17 protein-coding genes are annotated in these 18,170 nt (G+C 36.5%); 10 read left to right on the top strand and 7 right to left on the bottom strand.

The window, feature by feature from the left end; translation table 11 throughout:
• The first annotated feature begins 478 nt into the window (after positions 1–478).
• From RTW14_RS13455 to RTW14_RS13445, 3 genes are all read left to right on the top strand, one after another.
• Positions 479–955 (top strand): hypothetical protein, encoded by a 477-nt coding sequence (locus RTW14_RS13455; protein WP_312652253.1) that lies wholly within the window; start codon positions 479–481, stop codon positions 953–955.
• Positions 956–1,005: 50 nt separating this feature from the next.
• On the top strand, positions 1,006–1,350 hold the full coding sequence (locus RTW14_RS13450) for a hypothetical protein (RefSeq protein WP_312652249.1): 345 nt from the start codon (positions 1,006–1,008) through the stop codon (positions 1,348–1,350).
• Positions 1,351–1,674: 324 nt separating this feature from the next.
• Entirely contained in the window at positions 1,675–2,397 is a 723-nt protein-coding gene (locus tag RTW14_RS13445) for an IS30 family transposase (protein WP_312652247.1), read from the top strand.
• Between the two features lie 83 nt (positions 2,398–2,480).
• Here the strand turns inward: RTW14_RS13445 and RTW14_RS13440 are convergent, their stop codons facing one another.
• The 3 genes from RTW14_RS13440 to RTW14_RS13430 form a co-directional block, all read right to left on the bottom strand.
• Positions 2,481–3,905: a sigma-54 interaction domain-containing protein gene (locus RTW14_RS13440; RefSeq protein WP_312652245.1), complete on the bottom strand. Its 1,425-nt coding sequence runs from the start codon at positions 3,903–3,905 to the stop codon at positions 2,481–2,483.
• Positions 3,906–4,063: 158 nt separating this feature from the next.
• Complete coding sequence (locus tag RTW14_RS13435) at positions 4,064–4,747, bottom strand: YoaK family protein (protein ID WP_312652243.1); 684 nt, start codon at positions 4,745–4,747, stop codon at positions 4,064–4,066.
• 26 nt (positions 4,748–4,773) lie between these two features.
• Positions 4,774–5,202 carry an Lrp/AsnC family transcriptional regulator gene (locus RTW14_RS13430; protein ID WP_312652241.1) on the bottom strand — a complete coding sequence of 143 codons (429 nt, stop codon included), beginning with the start codon at positions 5,200–5,202 and terminating at the stop codon, positions 4,774–4,776.
• 232 nt (positions 5,203–5,434) lie between these two features.
• Between RTW14_RS13430 and speB the strand changes: the two genes are divergently transcribed.
• Entirely contained in the window at positions 5,435–6,379 is a 945-nt protein-coding gene (gene speB, locus RTW14_RS13425) for an agmatinase (protein ID WP_312652239.1), read from the top strand.
• Positions 6,380–6,868: 489 nt separating this feature from the next.
• On the opposite strand, the gene RTW14_RS13420 is transcribed toward speB, so the two are convergent.
• Together RTW14_RS13420 and RTW14_RS13415 are read right to left on the bottom strand one after the other, a co-directional pair.
• Positions 6,869–7,261, bottom strand: a complete 393-nt coding sequence (locus tag RTW14_RS13420) for an NAD(P)-binding protein (RefSeq protein ID WP_312652237.1) — start codon at positions 7,259–7,261, stop codon at positions 6,869–6,871.
• A complete protein-coding gene (locus RTW14_RS13415) occupies positions 7,258–7,680 on the bottom strand; it encodes a potassium channel family protein (protein ID WP_312652235.1) in 423 nt (140 codons plus the stop codon). The genes RTW14_RS13420 and RTW14_RS13415 overlap by 4 nt, the downstream gene beginning before the upstream one ends.
• A 243-nt stretch (positions 7,681–7,923) precedes the next feature.
• Here RTW14_RS13415 and RTW14_RS13410 point away from each other — a divergent pair, with 243 nt between their 5' ends.
• From RTW14_RS13410 to RTW14_RS13390, 6 genes are all read left to right on the top strand, one after another.
• The gene (locus RTW14_RS13410; RefSeq protein WP_312652234.1) at positions 7,924–10,617 is read left to right on the top strand and encodes a sensor histidine kinase KdpD; all 2,694 of its coding nucleotides are present in this window, start codon (positions 7,924–7,926) and stop codon (positions 10,615–10,617) included.
• The gene (locus tag RTW14_RS13405) at positions 10,610–11,326 is read left to right on the top strand and encodes a response regulator (protein ID WP_312652230.1); all 717 of its coding nucleotides are present in this window, start codon (positions 10,610–10,612) and stop codon (positions 11,324–11,326) included. The genes RTW14_RS13410 and RTW14_RS13405 overlap by 8 nt, the downstream gene beginning before the upstream one ends.
• Before the next feature lie 311 nt (positions 11,327–11,637).
• Positions 11,638–11,715 (top strand): K(+)-transporting ATPase subunit F, encoded by a 78-nt coding sequence (gene kdpF / locus RTW14_RS18865; RefSeq protein WP_442871574.1) that lies wholly within the window; start codon positions 11,638–11,640, stop codon positions 11,713–11,715.
• A gap of 19 nt (positions 11,716–11,734) precedes the next feature.
• Positions 11,735–13,453 carry a potassium-transporting ATPase subunit KdpA gene (gene kdpA / locus RTW14_RS13400; RefSeq protein WP_312652228.1) on the top strand — a complete coding sequence of 573 codons (1,719 nt, stop codon included), beginning with the start codon at positions 11,735–11,737 and terminating at the stop codon, positions 13,451–13,453.
• Positions 13,454–13,466: 13 nt separating this feature from the next.
• Positions 13,467–15,521, top strand: a complete 2,055-nt coding sequence (gene kdpB / locus RTW14_RS13395; RefSeq protein WP_312652225.1) for a potassium-transporting ATPase subunit KdpB — start codon at positions 13,467–13,469, stop codon at positions 15,519–15,521.
• Between the two features lie 52 nt (positions 15,522–15,573).
• The gene (locus tag RTW14_RS13390; protein ID WP_312652223.1) at positions 15,574–16,206 is read left to right on the top strand and encodes a K(+)-transporting ATPase subunit C; all 633 of its coding nucleotides are present in this window, start codon (positions 15,574–15,576) and stop codon (positions 16,204–16,206) included.
• Between the two features lie 94 nt (positions 16,207–16,300).
• Here the strand turns inward: RTW14_RS13390 and RTW14_RS13385 are convergent, their stop codons facing one another.
• Positions 16,301–17,434, bottom strand: coding sequence for a pyridoxal-phosphate-dependent aminotransferase family protein (locus RTW14_RS13385; RefSeq protein WP_312652221.1), 1,134 nt, complete (start codon positions 17,432–17,434; stop codon positions 16,301–16,303).
• Between the two features lie 18 nt (positions 17,435–17,452).
• Positions 17,453–17,986: an ECF transporter S component gene (locus RTW14_RS13380; protein WP_312652219.1), complete on the bottom strand. Its 534-nt coding sequence runs from the start codon at positions 17,984–17,986 to the stop codon at positions 17,453–17,455.
• Positions 17,987–18,170: the final 184 nt, after the last annotated feature.

Below are 18,170 nucleotides of genomic sequence, written 5' to 3'. Positions count from 1 at the left end.
GCACAAAGAAGAAGCCAGTAAAACATACGGTAACGGTGAATACCTATGGTGTATGAAGATGATTGGACTGTAGACGGTAAAATGTAATGCTATGGTCATATGCGAAGGAATAACAACTTTTAGCACCTTGGGGATGCTTGTAGTCGGAGTTATTACCTTGTGTATGCCCCAAAATAGCAACAGCCGCTTAAACCTGAGAATTTAAGCGGCTTCGTTCATTTTAGGACTAACTGCCACTCTCAAGGCCAAGAAATGCATTTATAACTCAAAAAATAAATGTAGAAATATGTAATATTACGAAATAATATGTAATATTTTGAAATAATATGTATTATCTTATTTGATAAACACATGATTATATGATGATATACTTGGGGAACAGGATGAGATTATTGAAAGACAAAGGGGGAATTTTTATGAAATCTAAAAGGCACTTTCATGTATAAAGTTTAAGTAATAAACGAAAGGATGTATTCATATGAAAAAATATATTAAATCTATTTATTTGGTTTTGGCCATTGTTTTATGTTTCCAAACAACAGCTTTTGCTGGTGAAATATCGCCTTCCAGAATTGGAGGAAGTGGGGTTGGGTATACAGAAGAAGTCACAAGTGATGTTATCTATAAAAGTGATGCATTTATAGCATGGCATCCTGACTTTAGTGGTTATCAGAAAAATATCTCTGCGTATTTCTTCCTAAGAACAAAAGCATCAATTAATATTTCTATTGGAGGAACATATGCAAGTGTAAGTTACAATCCTGCTTCAAATGGTAGTGGTTTTGTAGTTGCAGCAAATTCTTCAAAAGCAACTAGACCTGCAATTTACGGAGATACTTATAAGATTACATACAAAGCAGGAATGTATAACTATAACACGAAGAAATGGCAAAGCTATTCTATTCAAACTCGTTATGCTGTTCGTGATACATATATCGTTGCTGTTGAAAAATAATAATTCTAAGACTGTTATTTATTTTTGTAGTTTATTTAGGAGGTATAATATTGAAAAATCGTTCGTTTGGCGTGTTTATATTAGCATTTGTTATTATCATTGGTGGAATTTTTGTTGCAAATATACTGAATAATTATAATTATGATTATTTGTTTTATAACGAGCGATATTATATTATTACCAACGAACCTGTTCAGGAAGACCAAATTGCCAATGAGGTTGGGCAGGTCAAAAGAAATATTTCTATCAAACCTATTAGTGGTAATCAAGATTGGGATTCTAATTTATTAACGGAAGGAACATCAATCTATAAAATGAAGAGTATTTCAGAACAAGAAGCATTGATTGCAAAATATAACGACAAGTATCGAAAAATTTCCCCTATCAATGATTGATTCTTGTAATTAAACATAAAAGGTGTGTTTGCAAACTAAAAGCTAAGAGCGTGTCTCTGCAATTATGTAAGCTCCATAGTGATATTGATAAAAATACCCTTCTTAAGGGTATTTTTATTAAATATTTTATTATAGTGATGACATGTTAGCTGGAGGTTGTTTTATATGTGTATGTTGTAAATAAAAATAAGCTTGTCTTAATGCTATTAATGATGTTTAAAGAGTAGATTTAACAGTCTGCTCTTTTTTAAAGAGACGTAAAAACTGTAAACGTAAACAATTGCTATCTAATAAAGCAATCATGATAAAGTACAGGAACTTTTTTTGCAACACCAATGGTCACCAGAAGAAATTTCAAACCGATTAAAACTAGAGAATAATTCTATAGTGATTAGCTATTCTACAATCTACAGAGGCATCTATAATGGCCTTTTAGAGGAAGGACTCTTATCACATGGTCAACGAGGTATTGCTCGTAAACTTAGACATCGGGGGAAAACAAGACGTGCAAAGGGTTACATTGAAAAAAGAGGAAAAATTCGTATTAGCCACCCTATAGAAGAGCGCCCTGAAGTTGCGAATAATCGTAAACGTATAGGGGATTGGGAAGCTGATACGGTTGCTGGTCAAACAGGTAAGGCATGTCTAGTAACACTTACAGATAGAAATAGCCGCTTTCTCTTATGTGAAAAAGCAGCTAAGAAAGAATCTCAAGCGGTATCTGATAAAATGATCAGTATGTTATCAGGACAACCTATACAAACAATCACACCAGACCATGGTAAAGAATTTGCACAACATGCTAACATTACCATGGCATTAGGAGGTATTCCTTTCTATTTTCCAGCACTACATCATCCATGGCAGCGTGGTACAAATGAGAATACTAATGGACTTTTACGTGAATATTTTCCTAAGAACGCAGATTTAACAGATGTCTCAGATCGTATTATTCAAGAAAAAGTATTGGAATTAAACAAGCGACCTCGTAAATGCTTAAACTGGAAAACACCTTATGAAATGTATTATGAAAAATTGTTCACTTGACTTGACAATTCGCCATAGAAAAAAATAGGTGGCCATGAAAATGCCACCTATTAAACTTTTATTTAAAGATATTTTTACATAAATTATGTTTTTACACAAAATTTTTGCTGTTCTATATTATATTTTATTATTTTCTTCTGCAGTGTTTGTCTAGGTATTTCAAGAAGCTTTGCAGCCTTCGATACATTTCCTTCCGTTAATTTTACTGCCCTTTCAATCATGTCTTTTTCAACAGATTCCAAAGCTGAATTCAATGGGGAAACCTGTACTTCACAATGCCCTTGTTCATCATTTGCCATGCCTTCTGTTCTATTTTCAATATGTTCCATATGAATGGTATTCTCAGAAACATCAACTAAAATCATTGCATACTCCACCAGATGTTGTAATTCTCTAACATTACCAGGCCATGAATACCCTCTGAGGTATTCATACACTTCTTTGGAAACCATCTTGATATTCTTACTAAAGGATATATTATATTCATTAATAAAAAAATTAAGAAGAATTTGTATATCGTCTTTTCTTTTCCTAAGAGGTATCATTTCTAGCGTTAACACGGAGAGCCTGTAATATATATCTTCTCGTAGCTGTCCATTTCTTAAGCATTCCTTTGGATGTAGGTTTGCAGCTGATATTACTCTTACATCAACTCTTTTCTCTGACTTATCACCGAGTCGTCTTATGTAACCATCTTGCAAGACTCGCAGCAATTTAGATTGTAGGTATATAGGCATTGAATTTATTTCATCAAGAAAAATAGTGCCGCCTTCAGCTAATTCAAATAAACCTGGGTTATCATAAGCACCTGTAAAGCTTCCCTTTGTTGTTCCAAACAATATACTTTCTAAAAGGTTTTCAGGGATAGCCGCGCAATTTTGTGTTATAAAAGGTCTTTCGGCTCGATTACTTGCATTGTGTATGGCATGAGCAAATAGTTCTTTGCCTGTTCCAGTCTCCCCATAGATAAAAACCGGTGCAGAGATATCTTTGATTTTTTTAATAAATTCTTTCTGTTCTAAAACATCTTTATTGCCAGATATTATATCCTCCAAAGTATAATGGGCTTTATTCGAATATAACCTTTTGTCCATGGGCTTATAGCCTTTAAATTCATCAGGTGTCATGATTACAACATTATTCAGAGATTGCTTGCTAAGATCTTTTGATACTTCAATAGCTCCGATAATTCTATCATTTGCTTTTAACGGTACCGATATATTTTTAGTAAAAATAGTATTACCGTATTCGTCCATCACGCCTTGCCTATTGCTATATACTGGTTTTCCAAGTTCCATAGCTCTCATTAAAGTACTGGTCTGCCCTTTAATATTTGGGAAAGCTTCACACAATTTTTTACCTATAACATCCTTGTTATCATCCTTTTTATCCGGATTAAAAGCTGGATTAAACTTTACAGAAAATAATATATTTCCGAAAGTGTCAATTATTGTAATCCCATCTGCATATTGCATGTCATTCAAAAAATCATTCTTTCCTATAGACATCGTGCTTCCACCTCTTCTATATTACCTACAATTTTCCTTATTTTTAAAATTACTTTACTTTATAAAATATTCTAAAATTCAAAATATTAATTATAATTAATCATATTATAGCACAATTTACCATTATTACCACCTTCATGGGCAACTCATTTATATGTTTAGGCGTCTTTCGACTTTTCTGGTTTTTTTATCATCAGTAAAAGTACGACGGCAAGTCCAAGGCAGGAAAAAAGTACAGACTTAACTTCATAAACATTTGTTAAATAGCAGCCTATTATGGCACCAAGAATAAAAAATAGAATCACAATAAGGTATTGAAGAGTAACTTTAAGATCTTCCATATTTTTTAAGCTGCTGTAACGGAAAAAATGCTCACTTGCACTTCTTAAGTTGCCTGTGCACATAGTTGAAGCATAGGCATTTCCATTAAATTTTCTAAAGCTCTGTGCCTGCAGTGAGCACACAAATGACACTACAATAGTGGCTATTGCATTGTATCTGCCTTCTGGTAAAAATGCTATGCCCAATAATAATATCAACTCTATAGCTATTGCAATTTGTCTCCAATGTAAAGTCTTGTTAATTTTAAACTTAGCTTTTATAAACTCCACAAAAAAAACTCCTACAAAAAATGTTATAATAGGTACTAGATAATACAACGCTCTTAGAAAATTTCCCTGAGCCAGTTGAATCCCCAAAAGTACCATATTTCCTGTTTGCGCATTTGCAAAGACTTGGCCTCTGCATATATATGTATAAGCATCTAAATACCCGCCTACTATTGCTAATATAATTCCTACTACATAAGTTTCCGACATTTGTTTTTCTTTGTTCACTACCATAATCTCATATCCCTGCCTTCCTCGGATTATTTAATTTCCCTTCGCTTAAAGTAACTTTTTAAAAGCACAGAAGTCTGAGATATTCCATAATCTTTTATGTGGCTTAGTAATACTTCAAGCTGATCCGAATTTTCTACTGCAACACGAAGCAAGGAATTATGCACACCAATTATATGATGATGTTCAATAATTGCCTCTGTTTCTTCGCAGAATTTGCAAAATAGTTCATATTTCTTTGGATAAACATCCACGTTCACGTAAGCAGAAATCGCCTTGCCCAGCTTTGACATATCAATTTGCGCAGCGTATCCAGTTATCACTTCTGCTCCTTCCAGCCTTCTTATTCTCTCCGTAACAGCCGGTGAAGTCAATCCTACCTTCTCTCCAATTTCCTTGATGGTACTTCTGCCGTTTTTCTGCAAAATATTTATAATATTAATATCCGTATTATCCATAATATCCCTCATATTGTTTTCTAGATTTTGTGCTTTATATAATAAAGTATAACCCTTAAATACTTAATTATATTAACCATTTTCATTATAACAAATTGTTTCCTCTATGTACACAATTTCTTTACAGAGTTATACTTGTTACAATCAAACAAGAAAAAACAACAAGAAAGTTTTTATTATATAAAAATTTAGAGCAAATTAAGTTATATATAACAAGTATGGAGGTAAGAAAATGGTAAAAATTAATCAAGCAATTACAGGTATTTGTTCCTTTGCAAAATTTCCAATTTGCATGGACTTAGATAATTTAGATGATGCAGATATGGCAGTTTTAGGTGTGCCTTATGACTTAGGCGTCGGCTTTCTTAGTGGTGCCAGACTAGGCCCACGTAGAATCAGAGAAGCTTCAACCCAGTACGCTAAAGGGCCTGCTGGATTTTATGACTTCGAGGAGGATGAACAATATCTTGCGGCTCCCTTAAAAATAGTAGATTGTGGTGATGCCGACATCCTTCAAGGTGATTTAGATTATTCTTTTGAAAGAATTGAGTATGCTGTCAGAAAAATAATTGAAAATGGAACGATTCCGATTATTATGGGCGGGGACCATTCCATTACTATTCCGGTGGGAAGAGCTCTTGAAAGTGTGGGAGAAAAAGTAAGTATTATTCAGTTTGATGCGCATTTAGACTGGACTGACCATGTAGGTCCTCAGGCATTTGGAAACGGCAGTCCCATGCGCCGTCTATCCGAAATGGATCATATAGACAAGATGGCTCAGATTGGATTACGCGGGATTGGCAGTGGTAAAAAGTCTGACTACATGGACGCGAAAAGTTATGGAAGCCAGTTGATTTCTGCAAGAGAAGCACATGAAATTGGTGTTGAAGGCGTCCTAAAGAGGATTCCAAAAGCAGATAAGTATTTTATTACTTTTGATATAGACGGGTATGATATGTCTATTGCTCCTGGCGTTGCATCTCCTTATCCGGGTGGGCTGTTTTATGACCAAGCTATGGATATATTCAAAGGAATCTGTGGTATGGGACAAATCGTGGGAATTGATCTTGTGGAAGTTGCTCCTCAATATGACCCTTCTGGTATCACTGTAAGGCTTGCAGCTTTAACCTTAATTAATATGATGGCGCAAATTGGAAAACTTCAATTGAAAAAATAGATTTATGTCAAAAAATAGCATTGTACTATTAAATTAATACAGTGTTACAATACTAATGTTAATTTTGTATTATTGTATTAAATGATTAATACAAAAGTACAATTTTACCCTTATGCCATATTATCTGTAATTTCGACATCCCAGTTATTGCAGATATATGATAAATGCCCCGAAACTTGCTGGCTGATAAAGCAAGGGCCGGGGCATTAATTTTAAGGAATATTTTTTATGTTTTTTATTTTTTAATTAATTATTTTAGCTTTTTTTGATTTGGCGTTTATAATTTAAAATTTATTATTTTTTAATAATTTTTGAATTTCAGTTATAATAATCCAAGAATTCGTGAATTTTTATATTTTTGAATTCTTGGATTATTGTTTTTTGTTTTTTATTTATTTTGATCTTTGATATTGATTAATTTTTGATTATCGATTCTATTTATAATTTTTATATTTTTTGTTTTTCCTAAATTTTGAGTTAATAATAAAATTAATTATTAATACAAGACAAAACAAATGTATTCGTATCTATAACAATGTTTACACCTAATTTATGAAATATGTCTGTATTTTTAGGGCAATTTATTATAGCCGCAGTATTTTGTATATGAAAGGTATTTTTACATAGTTCGCAAATCACAAGATTCTCAGAGTCATTAAGTGACATAGCAATTACCATATCAAACTTTTTTTCGTTTGCTTCGCCTAATGTTAGCAATTCCGTACTATCGCCATTAAGTATTAATATCTCTTCATATTGGTCTGCCAGTTGTTGGCAATATGTTATATCTGTATTTAGAACAGTCACACGATGCTGTTTTTCAAGTAAAGTATTTATAATATTCCAAGACCGTTTGCTGTCACCGGCTAATAAGATTTTCATAGAGTTACCTCCTCCTTAAAAACATCCAGCCATAAATCTGACGTCCATATTGTTTTAATCCCAAGTTCCTGATATGCATCTTTTCGATTATGATCATAAAGGCTCGCAAAAACATTTTTTACATGATAAATATCTTTTGCAACTTTTGATACAAACATATTTAAAACGTCATCCCCTGTAACAGCAATTATTGCATCTGCATTTTCAATTCTTGCTTCCAGCAAAACGCTGGCATCATTTGCATCCCGGTCTAAAACAAATCCACCAAAATAAGCTGGCAATTTCTCAAAAGTGTTTTTGTTTTTATCAATTACAGTTACACTATTTTCTTCTTCTGACAATTTGCCTGCAATATAGGCTCCCAAAGAACCACAGCCTACAACGATGATATGCGGGCTATCTTTTTTTAATCCAAACACCTTATTTATCTCCTTTCAAGAGTTTTACAAAAGCATAACGCAGAAAATCCGTAAAAGCCATATTTACGGCATCAAGATTTTTTCCTCCGCATTAAGATTAAATAAGGGTTTAAGGTCTATATTATGTATTGTATTCCGTAATTTTTTGTATCTTAATGTAATCTTAATACCACAGTGAAAATTATAACGCTACGCTGATTTTGGTTATGTTATACTATTTAAAAAAGAGAGGAGTATATATCAATGTCCATACATCAAACTAATTCTTATTCCCTGCTAGAACAGCTTTCCACCTTACCGACAGGTAAAAAACGGGGCAAATTGAGAATCTATTTTGGTTATGCAGCTGGTGTCGGTAAAACTTGCGCAATGCTAAATGATGCTCATGAAGCAATGTCAAATGGAATTGATGTGGTTGCCGGCTATATTGAGCCTCACATTCGCCCAGAAACCATGGCGCTCTTAGAAGAATTGCAATCTTTATCTCCTCTAGAATTTTCATACAAAGGCATACTCATAAAGGAGTTTGATTTGGACCGTGCCCTGCAAAGAAGACCCACTCTTATCCTTGTGGATGAACTGGCTCATACTAATGCAGTCGGCTGCCGCCATAAGAAAAGATACCAGGATGTAGAAGAGCTTTTGCAGGCGGGAATTGACGTATATACTACAATTAATGTCCAGCACATCGAAAGCCTGAATGACATCGTAGAATCTATTACTGGCATCTATGTACGGGAACGTATTCCGGATAGCGTATTTGACAGTGCTGATCAAATTGAACTGGTTGATATTGAACCTGATGACCTGATAGACCGCTTGAACAAAGGAAAAATATATCGGGAAGAACAAGCTCAAAGGGCTCTTGTCAATTTTTTTACTAAAGAAAATCTCATAGCACTGCGTGAAATTGCACTTCGCCGAACAGCCGATCATATAAACAGGATTTCAGTGCAAAATGAGCCTTCAAAAAATAACAGCTCTTATGCGAATGAACATATTTTAGTATGCCTGTCATCAGCTTCCTCCAATGCTAAGGTTATCCGAACAGCTGCAAGGATGGCGGATGCTTTTCACGGCACATTCACAGCATTGTTTGTGGAAACATCGGATACAAAAGAATTGGAAGATAAAAACAGGGCAGCATTAAAAGAAAACTTAAGGCTTGCTGAACAGCTTGGAGCACAAATTTCTACAGTGTATGGTCAGGATATTCCCACACAGATTGCAGAATACGCAAAAGCGAGCCGAGTTTCTAAAATTGTCTTAGGGCGTTCATCTCGTACGAAAAGATGGTTAAAATCAAATTACGTCGATAGGCTTACTGAGTTGGCTCCAACGATTGATATTTACATCATTCCTGACACGCAGCCATCTTTCCATATCAATATACTTAAGCTTTCGAAACCGTCAAATCTGTCGCTAGCTGATACCGCTAAATCCATTGCTCTTTTATTTATTTGTACTTTTATAGGGTTTTTGTTTGATTACTTAGATTTTAGCGTGGCCAATATTATAACCGTTTACATTTTGGGCATCCAGTTAAATGCTGTACTTACAAAAGGCAGATTATACAGTGCCGCGTCCTCAGTTTTATGTGTACTGATATTCAACTACTTCTTCACAGAGCCGCGCTTTTCTTTGCAAGCATATGATCCTGGCTATCCGGTAACATTTTTGGTTATGCTGGCAGCCTCTCTGATTACCAGCACGCTGACAAAACGGGTAAAGGAACAGGCACATCAATCAGCGCAAAAGGCATTCCGGACAGAAGTTCTTCTGGAAACAAGCCGTAAATTGCAGCAGGCCAAAGATAAAGAAGATATTTTGAGTGAAGCAGCACAACAAATGGTAAAATTATTAGACCGAACTATAATTTTCTATCCTTCACAACAAACCAATTTGGCGGACCCTTTGATATTTACAAAAAAAGATGCCACAACTGACACTAAGTCATATCTCAAAATGGAAGAACGTGCCGTGGCCGAATGGGTATACAAAAACAATAAGCGTGCTGGTGCTACAACCAATACTCTCTCTGCTGCCAAATGCTTATACTTTGCTATCAGAGGAAACGGTACGGTGTTTGCCGTTGTGGGTGTTGCCATGGATAAAGAATCGCCCTTGGAGACGTTTGAAAAAAGCATACTAATTGCCATGTTAGGAGAATGTGCTTTAGCTCTGGAAAAAGAAGATTTGAACGAAACTCAAAAACAGATTTCCATGCAAATGCAACAAGAACAGCTCCGCGCTAACCTGCTTCGGGCAATATCCCACGATTTGCGAACTCCACTCACAAGCATTTCCGGTAACGCAGGTATTCTTATGGGAAATTCCAAAGTATTAAATGAATCTAAAAAGCAAAGCCTTTATACCGATATTTATGATGATTCAATGTGGCTTATTAACTTAGTAGAAAACCTGCTTTCCATAACCCGAATTGATAACAGTACGCTGAATTTAAATATGCAGCCCGAGCTTCTTGAAGAAGTTATAACAGAAGCCCTGCTCCATATTAATCGAAACAGTGTATATTACCAAATAGAAACTATTCTGAGTGATGATCTTTTAATGGCAAAAATGGATTCCCAACTCATTATTCAGGTAATTATTAATATCATAGACAATGCTATTAAGTACACTCCACCTGGTTCACATATTACGATTTCAGCTAGAAAAGACGGACAATTTGTTCGCGTAGAAATATCAGACGATGGTTCTGGTATTTCGGATGAAGCAAAGGCTAAACTATTTGATATGTTCTATACTGCTGATAATATTCGGGGAGATGGACGGCGTGGACTTGGGTTAGGACTTTCTCTATGTAAATCAATTATTAATGCACACGGTGGCATCATTTATGTAAAAGATAATATTCTGCATGGTACAGTCTTTGGCTTTACTTTGCAGGCAGAAGAGGTGAATATACATGAATAAACCTTTAATTTTGGTTGTGGAAGACGATAAAGCCATAAGGACGCTAATCACCACAACTCTGGAAACACAGGGATATCTCTATCACACGGCTGAAACAGGCGAAGCTTCAATATTTGAATCTGTCTCTAAGCCTCCAGATATCATTATCTTAGATTTAGGACTGCCTGACATGGACGGAGTAGATATCATCAAAAAAGTACGTTCGTGGTCAAACACTCCTATTATTGTTGTCAGTGCCCGTAGTGAGGACAAGGATAAAATAGATGCACTGGATGCCGGTGCGGATGATTATCTGACAAAACCATTCAGTGTGGATGAACTCTTGGCAAGACTCCGAGTAAGCCTCCGCCGTATCCGTTACGATAATGAAAAGCTACTCAAAGATTCAACAGTTTTTACAAACGGTAATCTGAAAATTGATTACGCTGCGGGGTGTGTCTGGCTGGACGATGAAGAGATTCATCTTACCCCCATTGAATATAAACTACTTTGTCTTCTTGCTAAAAATGTAGGTAAGGTTCTGACCCATAATTTTATCCTACATGAAATCTGGGGAAACTACACTAGTGATGTTCCAGCATTGCGTGTTTTTATGGCAACTCTGAGAAAGAAAATCGAAAAGAATCCATCTCAGCCTAAATATATTCAGACCCATATCGGTGTTGGATATCGAATGCTGCGAGTTTTAGATGACTGTAAATCTATTTAGCTTTTCTCAAATTAAGTATCATAAGTAAATATATACAAAAATAATCCGTGTCAGCAATTGCACGGATTATTTTTTAGCATTAAAATCGAGAAATCATAATTCTTATCTTAATATCATTTTAATTCTGCCCGAAAAACCCTAACACCAAACTAATAGTAAAAATGCTAGACTGTATGAAAATCTAAATAAGAGGAGGAATAAATATGGATTTTTTAATGCTTGGAATTTTGGCAGTCAGTTATCTTCTAATCAAGCTGCTTACAAACTGGTGCGGGCGCCAGATTGAAAAATTATAGAGGAGGTCTTGTATTATGATATTTCTTGGAATTCTTATTATTTCACTAGGAATGTATTTATTATATGCCTTGGTTAATCCAGAAAAATTTTAAAAGAAAGGTGAAAAAAACAATGTTACAAATTATTTTAATTTTGACAATATTTGTTGTCCTTGTTATTCCCATGGGCAAATATTTATATCATATTGCTGTAGGAGAGCCAACATTTGCCGATCCTGCATTTAACCTGATTGATAATTCCGTTTATCGTGTGTGCGGTATTGATAATAATGGCATGAATTGGAAGCAGTATGCGCTAGCTATGCTTGCAACTAACGCAATTATGATTTTCATTGGTTATCTGATTCTTAGGATTCAGTGTCTTCCGATTTTAAACCCAAACGGCATCGGCGGAATGGAACCCAGCCTGTCATTTAACACGATTATTAGTTTTATGACCAATACAAACCTTCAGCACTATTCTGGAGAATCAGGACTTTCATATCTTAGTCAAATGATGGTAATTATCTTTATGATGTTTACCTCTGCAGCTACTGGCTTTTCCGTTTTCATGGCCTTCGTGCGCGGACTTGCCGGAAAAACAAAAACCGTAGGGAACTTTTATGTTGATCTTATCCGAATCACAACACGAGTTTTGCTGCCTCTTTCCATACTAGGAGGATTGGTTCTCGTTTCTCAAGGTGTGCCGCAAAATTTATCTGCGAATATGGTAGTTCAAACGGTTGAAGGCACCTATCAGGACATTGCTATGGGCCCCGTGGCTTCCCTTGAGATCATCAAACATCTGGGTACAAACGGTGGGGGCTTTCTCGGAGCCAATTCAGCCACACCAATTGAAAATCCCAATATAATTACAAATATGGTAGAAATGCTTTCCATGATGCTGCTTCCCGGTTCATGCATCATAGCTTTCGGTCATATGGTACGCAACCGTATAAAAGAAACAAAAAAAGGTAAAGAGAAAAAGATTCTAATTGGCAGCGAGGCAAAACCTATTTTTGCGGTAATGTCTATAATTTTTGTAATTGGTCTGGTTATATGCTTTGTAGCTGAAAGTGCTGGTAACCCTTCACTGGAAAATGTTGGATTAAGTCAGAGCATGGGCAATATGGAAGGTAAGGAAGTCCGATTTGGAATTGCCCAGTCAGCCCTTTTCACAACGGTTACTACTGCCTTTACCACCGGCACTGTCAATAACATGCATGATACACTTACACCCTTGGGGGGTGCCGTCCCGCTAATGAACATGATGCTTAATGTTGTGTTTGGCGGCAAGGGAGTCGGCCTGATGAATATGATTCTGTATGCTATTCTTTCTGTATTCATCTGCGGACTGATGATTGGACGTACGCCAGAATATCTGGGCAAAAAAATAGAAGGAAAAGAAATGAAGCTGACAGCATTGGGAATTATCATTCACCCTCTGCTGATTCTTGGCTTTTCCGCTTTGGCTGTTGCTGTACCAGCCGGTTTGGCGGGAATCACCAATCCAGGGTACCATGGCTTGACACAGGTGCTGTATGAATACTCCTCTTCTGCCGCCAACAATGGGTCCGGTTTTGAAGGCTTAGGAGATAATACATATTTTTGGAATATTACCACAGGACTGGTTATGTTTTTCGGACGCTATCTGTCTATTATTATTCAATTGTCCATAGCGGGCTCACTAATGGTGAAACAACCAGTTAGCGAATCTACCGGTACATTAAAGACAGATACAAGTACATTTACCATATCGCTGCTCATGGTAGTCATTATTATTGCTGCATTGACTTTTTTTCCGGCAATGGTACTAGGCCCCATAGCGGAACATTTAACCCTGTGGCGTTAAGGAGGACACTTTCATGAGTAAAGAATTAAAAACAAAATTTATTACAAAGGATATTTGTAAAGCTTCTATTAAAGGGTCCTTTGCAAAATTAAATCCGAGATACATGATGAAAAACCCCGTTATGTTTGTGGTAGAAATAGGGTTTGCCATAACACTGTTACTTTGCTTTTTTCCTAATATTTTTGGAAATGAAGGAAGCAATCTGAGGCTGTATAACGGCGTCGTATCTTTCACTCTTTTCGTTACTATACTGTTTGCAAACTTTGCAGAAGCTGTTGCGGAAGGCCGAGGCAAGGCTCAGGCTCAAAGCCTCAAAAAGACTCAAAAAGACATGCAAGCTCGTATTGTAAGTAATGACGGCAGAGAAACGCTCATAAGTGCAAGCATTCTTAAAAAAGGAGATATTGTACTGGTTAAGACCGGTGAAATCATCCCTAATGACGGTGAAGTCATCGAAGGAATTGCCTCGGTAGACGAATCTGCCATTACCGGAGAATCCGCACCTGTGTTAAAGGAAAACGGCGGTGATTTTGCCTCTGTCACTGGTGGAACAACAGTAGTTAGTGATTGGCTGAAAATTCAAATCACATCCAACCCAGGAGAATCTTTCCTTGACAAAATGATTTCTTTGGTAGAAGGTGCTTCCCGGAAAAAAACGCCTAATGAAATCGCTTTAAACACCCTGCTAGTAAGCCTGACCATTATCTTCTTAATTGTAATTGTCAGCTTATACCACATTGCTGCTTACATCGGTGTTCATCTGCAGATTTCCACCCTTGTTGCCTTGACCGTATGCTTAATCCCAACGACTATTGGCGGACTGCTTTCTGCAATAGGCATTGCTGGCATGGACCGCGTTACACGCTTTAATGTCATTGCTATGTCAGGAAAAGCAGTAGAAGCCTGCGGTGACGTTGATACAATGATCTTAGATAAGACTGGAACTATTACTTACGGAAACCGCATGGCCTCCAAATTTATTCCAGCAGGCAATACGAGTGAACAAGAACTAATCCGGTATGCTGTCCTCAGTTCACTAAAAGACGATACCCCTGAAGGAAAATCCATAGTAGAGCTTGGAGAACGACTGATTGGTGAACATCATGAAGACATACTGGGTATGGAATTTATAGAATTTACAGCACAGACACGTATGAGTGGTGTTAATTTTTCTGATGGTACAAGAATACGCAAAGGCGCTTATGACGCTATTCAAAAATATATACAGAATCTGGGAGGACCCATACCGAAGGATTTGGATACCAAAGTCAATGAAGTCTCCAAGCTAGGCGGTACCCCGCTTGTGGTCTGCACTGGGAACCGAATTCTGGGAGTTATTTACCTGAAGGATACCATCAAGCCGGGCCTTGTGGAAAGGTTTGCAAGGCTTCGTGATATTGGGATTAAAACAGTTATGTGTACTGGTGATAATCCACTGACTGCGGCCACAATTGCACAGGAAGCTGGTGTAGACAGCTTTATTGCCGAATGCAAGCCGGAGGATAAGATTCAGGCCATAAAAACCGAACAATCTAAAGGAAAAGTTGTAGCTATGACAGGTGACGGTACAAACGATGCTCCTGCATTGGCACAAGCTGACGTAGGGATTGCTATGAACAGCGGAACCTCAGCCGCCAAAGAAGCGGCAAATATGGTTGATCTGGATTCTGACCCCACCAAAATACTTGATGTTGTGGAAATCGGAAAACAACTTTTGATTACCCGGGGCTCTCTGACAACTTTCAGTATTGCCAATGACGTCGCCAAGTATTTTGCAATTATTCCTGCCATGTTCATGGCCGTCATTCCACAAATGAAGGTGCTAAACATCATGGGATTGTCAACACCATACAGTGCAATACTCTCTGCCTTGATTTTTAATGCCATCATCATCCCTTGCCTGATTCCCCTTGCTATGAAAGGGGTTAAATATAAACCGCAGCGCTCGGAAAAACTGTTGTGCCATAATATGTTGGTTTATGGGCTTGGGGGGATCATTGTCCCGTTTATAGGCATAAAGATCATTGATTTAATCATCAGCCCACTGCTAGTGGTTTTAGGACTTTAGCTTGTGGTAGTTTAGTTGTTGCGCTTTTCTAATTAAAATAGGAGGTTTCATAATGAATAAATTTTTGAAAGGAATAAAAAGGCCTTTTTTGGTAACTTTAGCGTTGCTCCTGATTTGTGGTTTGGCTTACCCTTTGCTGCTCACAGGAGTCAGCCAAGTAATTTTCCCAAAGCAGGCCAATGGCAGTTTGGTTACTATTAATGGCAAGGCGGTGGGCTCAGAGCTTGTAGGTCAGGATTTTACTGATGCACGTTTTATGAAATGTCGCCCATCTGCAGTAAACTACAATACTTATACTCAAGAAGATAAGAAAAATGGGGATTATACTGGCATAGCTTCTGGATCTAAAAATTACGGTCCTACTAATCCAGAGCTTTCCCAACGTGTTCAGGAAGATATGACTGAATTTTTAAAGGCAAATCCTTCAATAAAAAAAGAGGATATCCCCACCGATTTATTGACGGCATCTGGTTCCGGACTTGATCCACACATCAGTCCAGAATCAGCTTCTATACAAATACCAGCATTGGTACAATCAACCGGTTTATCAGAGGATAGGCTGAAAGAAATTATAAAGGAAAACACTCAGGGAAAATTTCTTGAAGTATTTGGCGAAGAGACGGTTAATGTGCTGAAAGTAAATTTAGAAATTGCTAAAGATTTAAATCTGACAAATAGCATATAATAACACTTCATACTCATAATAATTCTTTATCATAAAAAACAAAAGGCATTGAATAACAAAATTTTTCTGTTACCCAATGCCTTTTTTATCACTTCTAGTTATTTAATTCTTCTAGAAAAACTTCTGCCATGTTGCATTTAACAGGAAAATCTATATCCTGTAATGTTTTAGTCAGTGCCTCAAGAACCGCCGCCATATCTTCTCTATTTGAATTTTCTCCCATGTGGCCTATTCTGATTACTTTACCTGCTAAAACATCGAAACAACCAGAGATCATAATATTATACTTTTCTTTTATAGTATCAAGTATTTGTTTATCTGTAAAACCATCTGGAACTCTGACTACTGTAACTGTATTGGAATATCCATCTTCAAGATAAAGATCTAAGCCACCTTCCGTTATAGCTTTTCTAGTTGCTTCTGCAATTCTGGCGTGTCTTTCTAAAATATTTTTATCTGCAATAACATTGTCTACCGCTGCACGCAATCCGTAAATGTCACTTATTGGCATAGTATATGGAAACCATTTTTCCTTATAATAATCTTTGAAAGTCAAAATATTTGCATAGAATGCAGCAATTGGTGTCTTTCTGTTTTCCATTGCTTCTATAGCTTTATCACTTACCCACAGCATTGTTAATCCTGGAGGTGCTGACAATGCCTTTTGTGAACCACCACACAGAATATCAATTTTGCTTTCATCCACATTTACATATTCCCCAAACATACCAGCAACAGAATCCACCACAGTTAAAATCCCATAGGAAGCAAGTAAATTACAAATATCCTTTATAGGATTTAGTACACCACTTGGTGTATCGCAATGAACAACTGTAGCATATTTAAAACTGGAATCCTTTTTCAGAAACGCTTCTAGTTCTGTTACAGAAACTGGTCTATGATAGTCCGAAACAAAAGATACTGCTTCGCCACCATACATTGTGACAAAATCGGCAAATCCTCTTCCGAAGATACCATTATCAATTACTAATGCCCTGTCCCCCTGCTCTGTTAATGAAGCACATGCTGCTTCTAAACCTAAAATCCCTTCTCCACCTAAAATATAAACATTATTTCTCGTATACATCAACTGGCCTAAAAGGTCACAGGTTTCCTTATAAAATTCACAAAATGCTGGATCTATATCTGGATTAGTTGTTTCCAAGCTTCTTGCCATACGCACATTCTGCCTAACGTTAGTAGGTCCTGGAGTCATGGTTTTATACATATCTTATCTCCCCCCTGATTATATAGCCAGCTTTTTTAACCGTTCTACGATTGGAATGACAACAATTCCTCCCACTGCGACCTGCAAAACGTTGGCTGGAATGGATCCCAATGGAAGATACCAATTCCCGTATATAATTACTTCTGCAAAATAATATCCTACAACCTTTATAATAAGTGCCACAACAATAGCAATCGTATTTACCACAACTGGTTTAAAGTGAAGTTTTTCTGTAATAAGACCTACCATAAATCCCATAATTCCTACTATTACAAAGGTAAATGGTGCCCATATAGCCCAGCCAGAAACAATGTCAAACATTCCCATGCCAAATGCACCTGCTATAGCCCCCGTCTTTTTACCATAAACAATAGCCGCTATAAACAATGGAATGTTGCCAAGATGTGCAAGTGCTCCATTCCCCATACCCATAAACGGTATTGTAACATTTATAAACGTTGCTACCAATGTAAGTGCAATAAATAATGCGTTTATCACTAATGTCTTGGTTGCATTCCTTGTTGAAGAAATAGTCTGTGTATTTGTGCTCATTGCTTTGCCCTCTTTCATAAATGTATTCATTACAATCTATTTTGTATATATATTACATTAAAATTGACAATATTAAAATATGCAATTTCAACTATTTTGTTATATACAATTGCTTATTTTCTCTTTATTTTATTCAACTGTATACATAAAAAATAACCATTTTAGTTTTTACACTGAAATGGTT

Source organism: Aminipila sp., assembly GCF_032051575.1.
GTDB lineage: Bacteria > Bacillota > Clostridia > Peptostreptococcales > Anaerovoracaceae > Aminipila.
The sequence above is the reverse complement of the archived record's forward strand: the minus strand, read 5'-3'. Positions and strand labels throughout refer to the sequence as shown.

What these genes read in the sequence shown, in the direction of transcription:
- RTW14_RS13405 (WP_312652230.1), top strand. Translation starts at nt 10,610, where the DNA reads ATGAATAAACCTTTAATTTTGGTTGTGGAAGACGATAAAGCCATAAGG.
- RTW14_RS13385 (WP_312652221.1), bottom strand. Translation starts at nt 17,434, where the DNA reads ATGTATAAAACCATGACTCCAGGACCTACTAACGTTAGGCAGAATGTG.
- RTW14_RS13380 (WP_312652219.1), bottom strand. Translation starts at nt 17,986, where the DNA reads ATGAGCACAAATACACAGACTATTTCTTCAACAAGGAATGCAACCAAG.
- kdpB (WP_312652225.1), top strand. Translation starts at nt 13,467, where the DNA reads ATGAGTAAAGAATTAAAAACAAAATTTATTACAAAGGATATTTGTAAA.
- RTW14_RS13420 (WP_312652237.1), bottom strand. Translation starts at nt 7,261, where the DNA reads ATGAAAATCTTATTAGCCGGTGACAGCAAACGGTCTTGGAATATTATA.
- speB (WP_312652239.1), top strand. Translation starts at nt 5,435, where the DNA reads ATGGTAAAAATTAATCAAGCAATTACAGGTATTTGTTCCTTTGCAAAA.
- RTW14_RS13390 (WP_312652223.1), top strand. Translation starts at nt 15,574, where the DNA reads ATGAATAAATTTTTGAAAGGAATAAAAAGGCCTTTTTTGGTAACTTTA.
- RTW14_RS13430 (WP_312652241.1), bottom strand. Translation starts at nt 5,202, where the DNA reads ATGGATAATACGGATATTAATATTATAAATATTTTGCAGAAAAACGGC.
- RTW14_RS13455 (WP_312652253.1), top strand. Translation starts at nt 479, where the DNA reads ATGAAAAAATATATTAAATCTATTTATTTGGTTTTGGCCATTGTTTTA.
- kdpF (WP_442871574.1), top strand. Translation starts at nt 11,638, where the DNA reads ATGATATTTCTTGGAATTCTTATTATTTCACTAGGAATGTATTTATTA.
- RTW14_RS13435 (WP_312652243.1), bottom strand. Translation starts at nt 4,747, where the DNA reads ATGGTAGTGAACAAAGAAAAACAAATGTCGGAAACTTATGTAGTAGGA.
- RTW14_RS13440 (WP_312652245.1), bottom strand. Translation starts at nt 3,905, where the DNA reads ATGTCTATAGGAAAGAATGATTTTTTGAATGACATGCAATATGCAGAT.
- kdpA (WP_312652228.1), top strand. Translation starts at nt 11,735, where the DNA reads ATGTTACAAATTATTTTAATTTTGACAATATTTGTTGTCCTTGTTATT.
- RTW14_RS13410 (WP_312652234.1), top strand. Translation starts at nt 7,924, where the DNA reads ATGTCCATACATCAAACTAATTCTTATTCCCTGCTAGAACAGCTTTCC.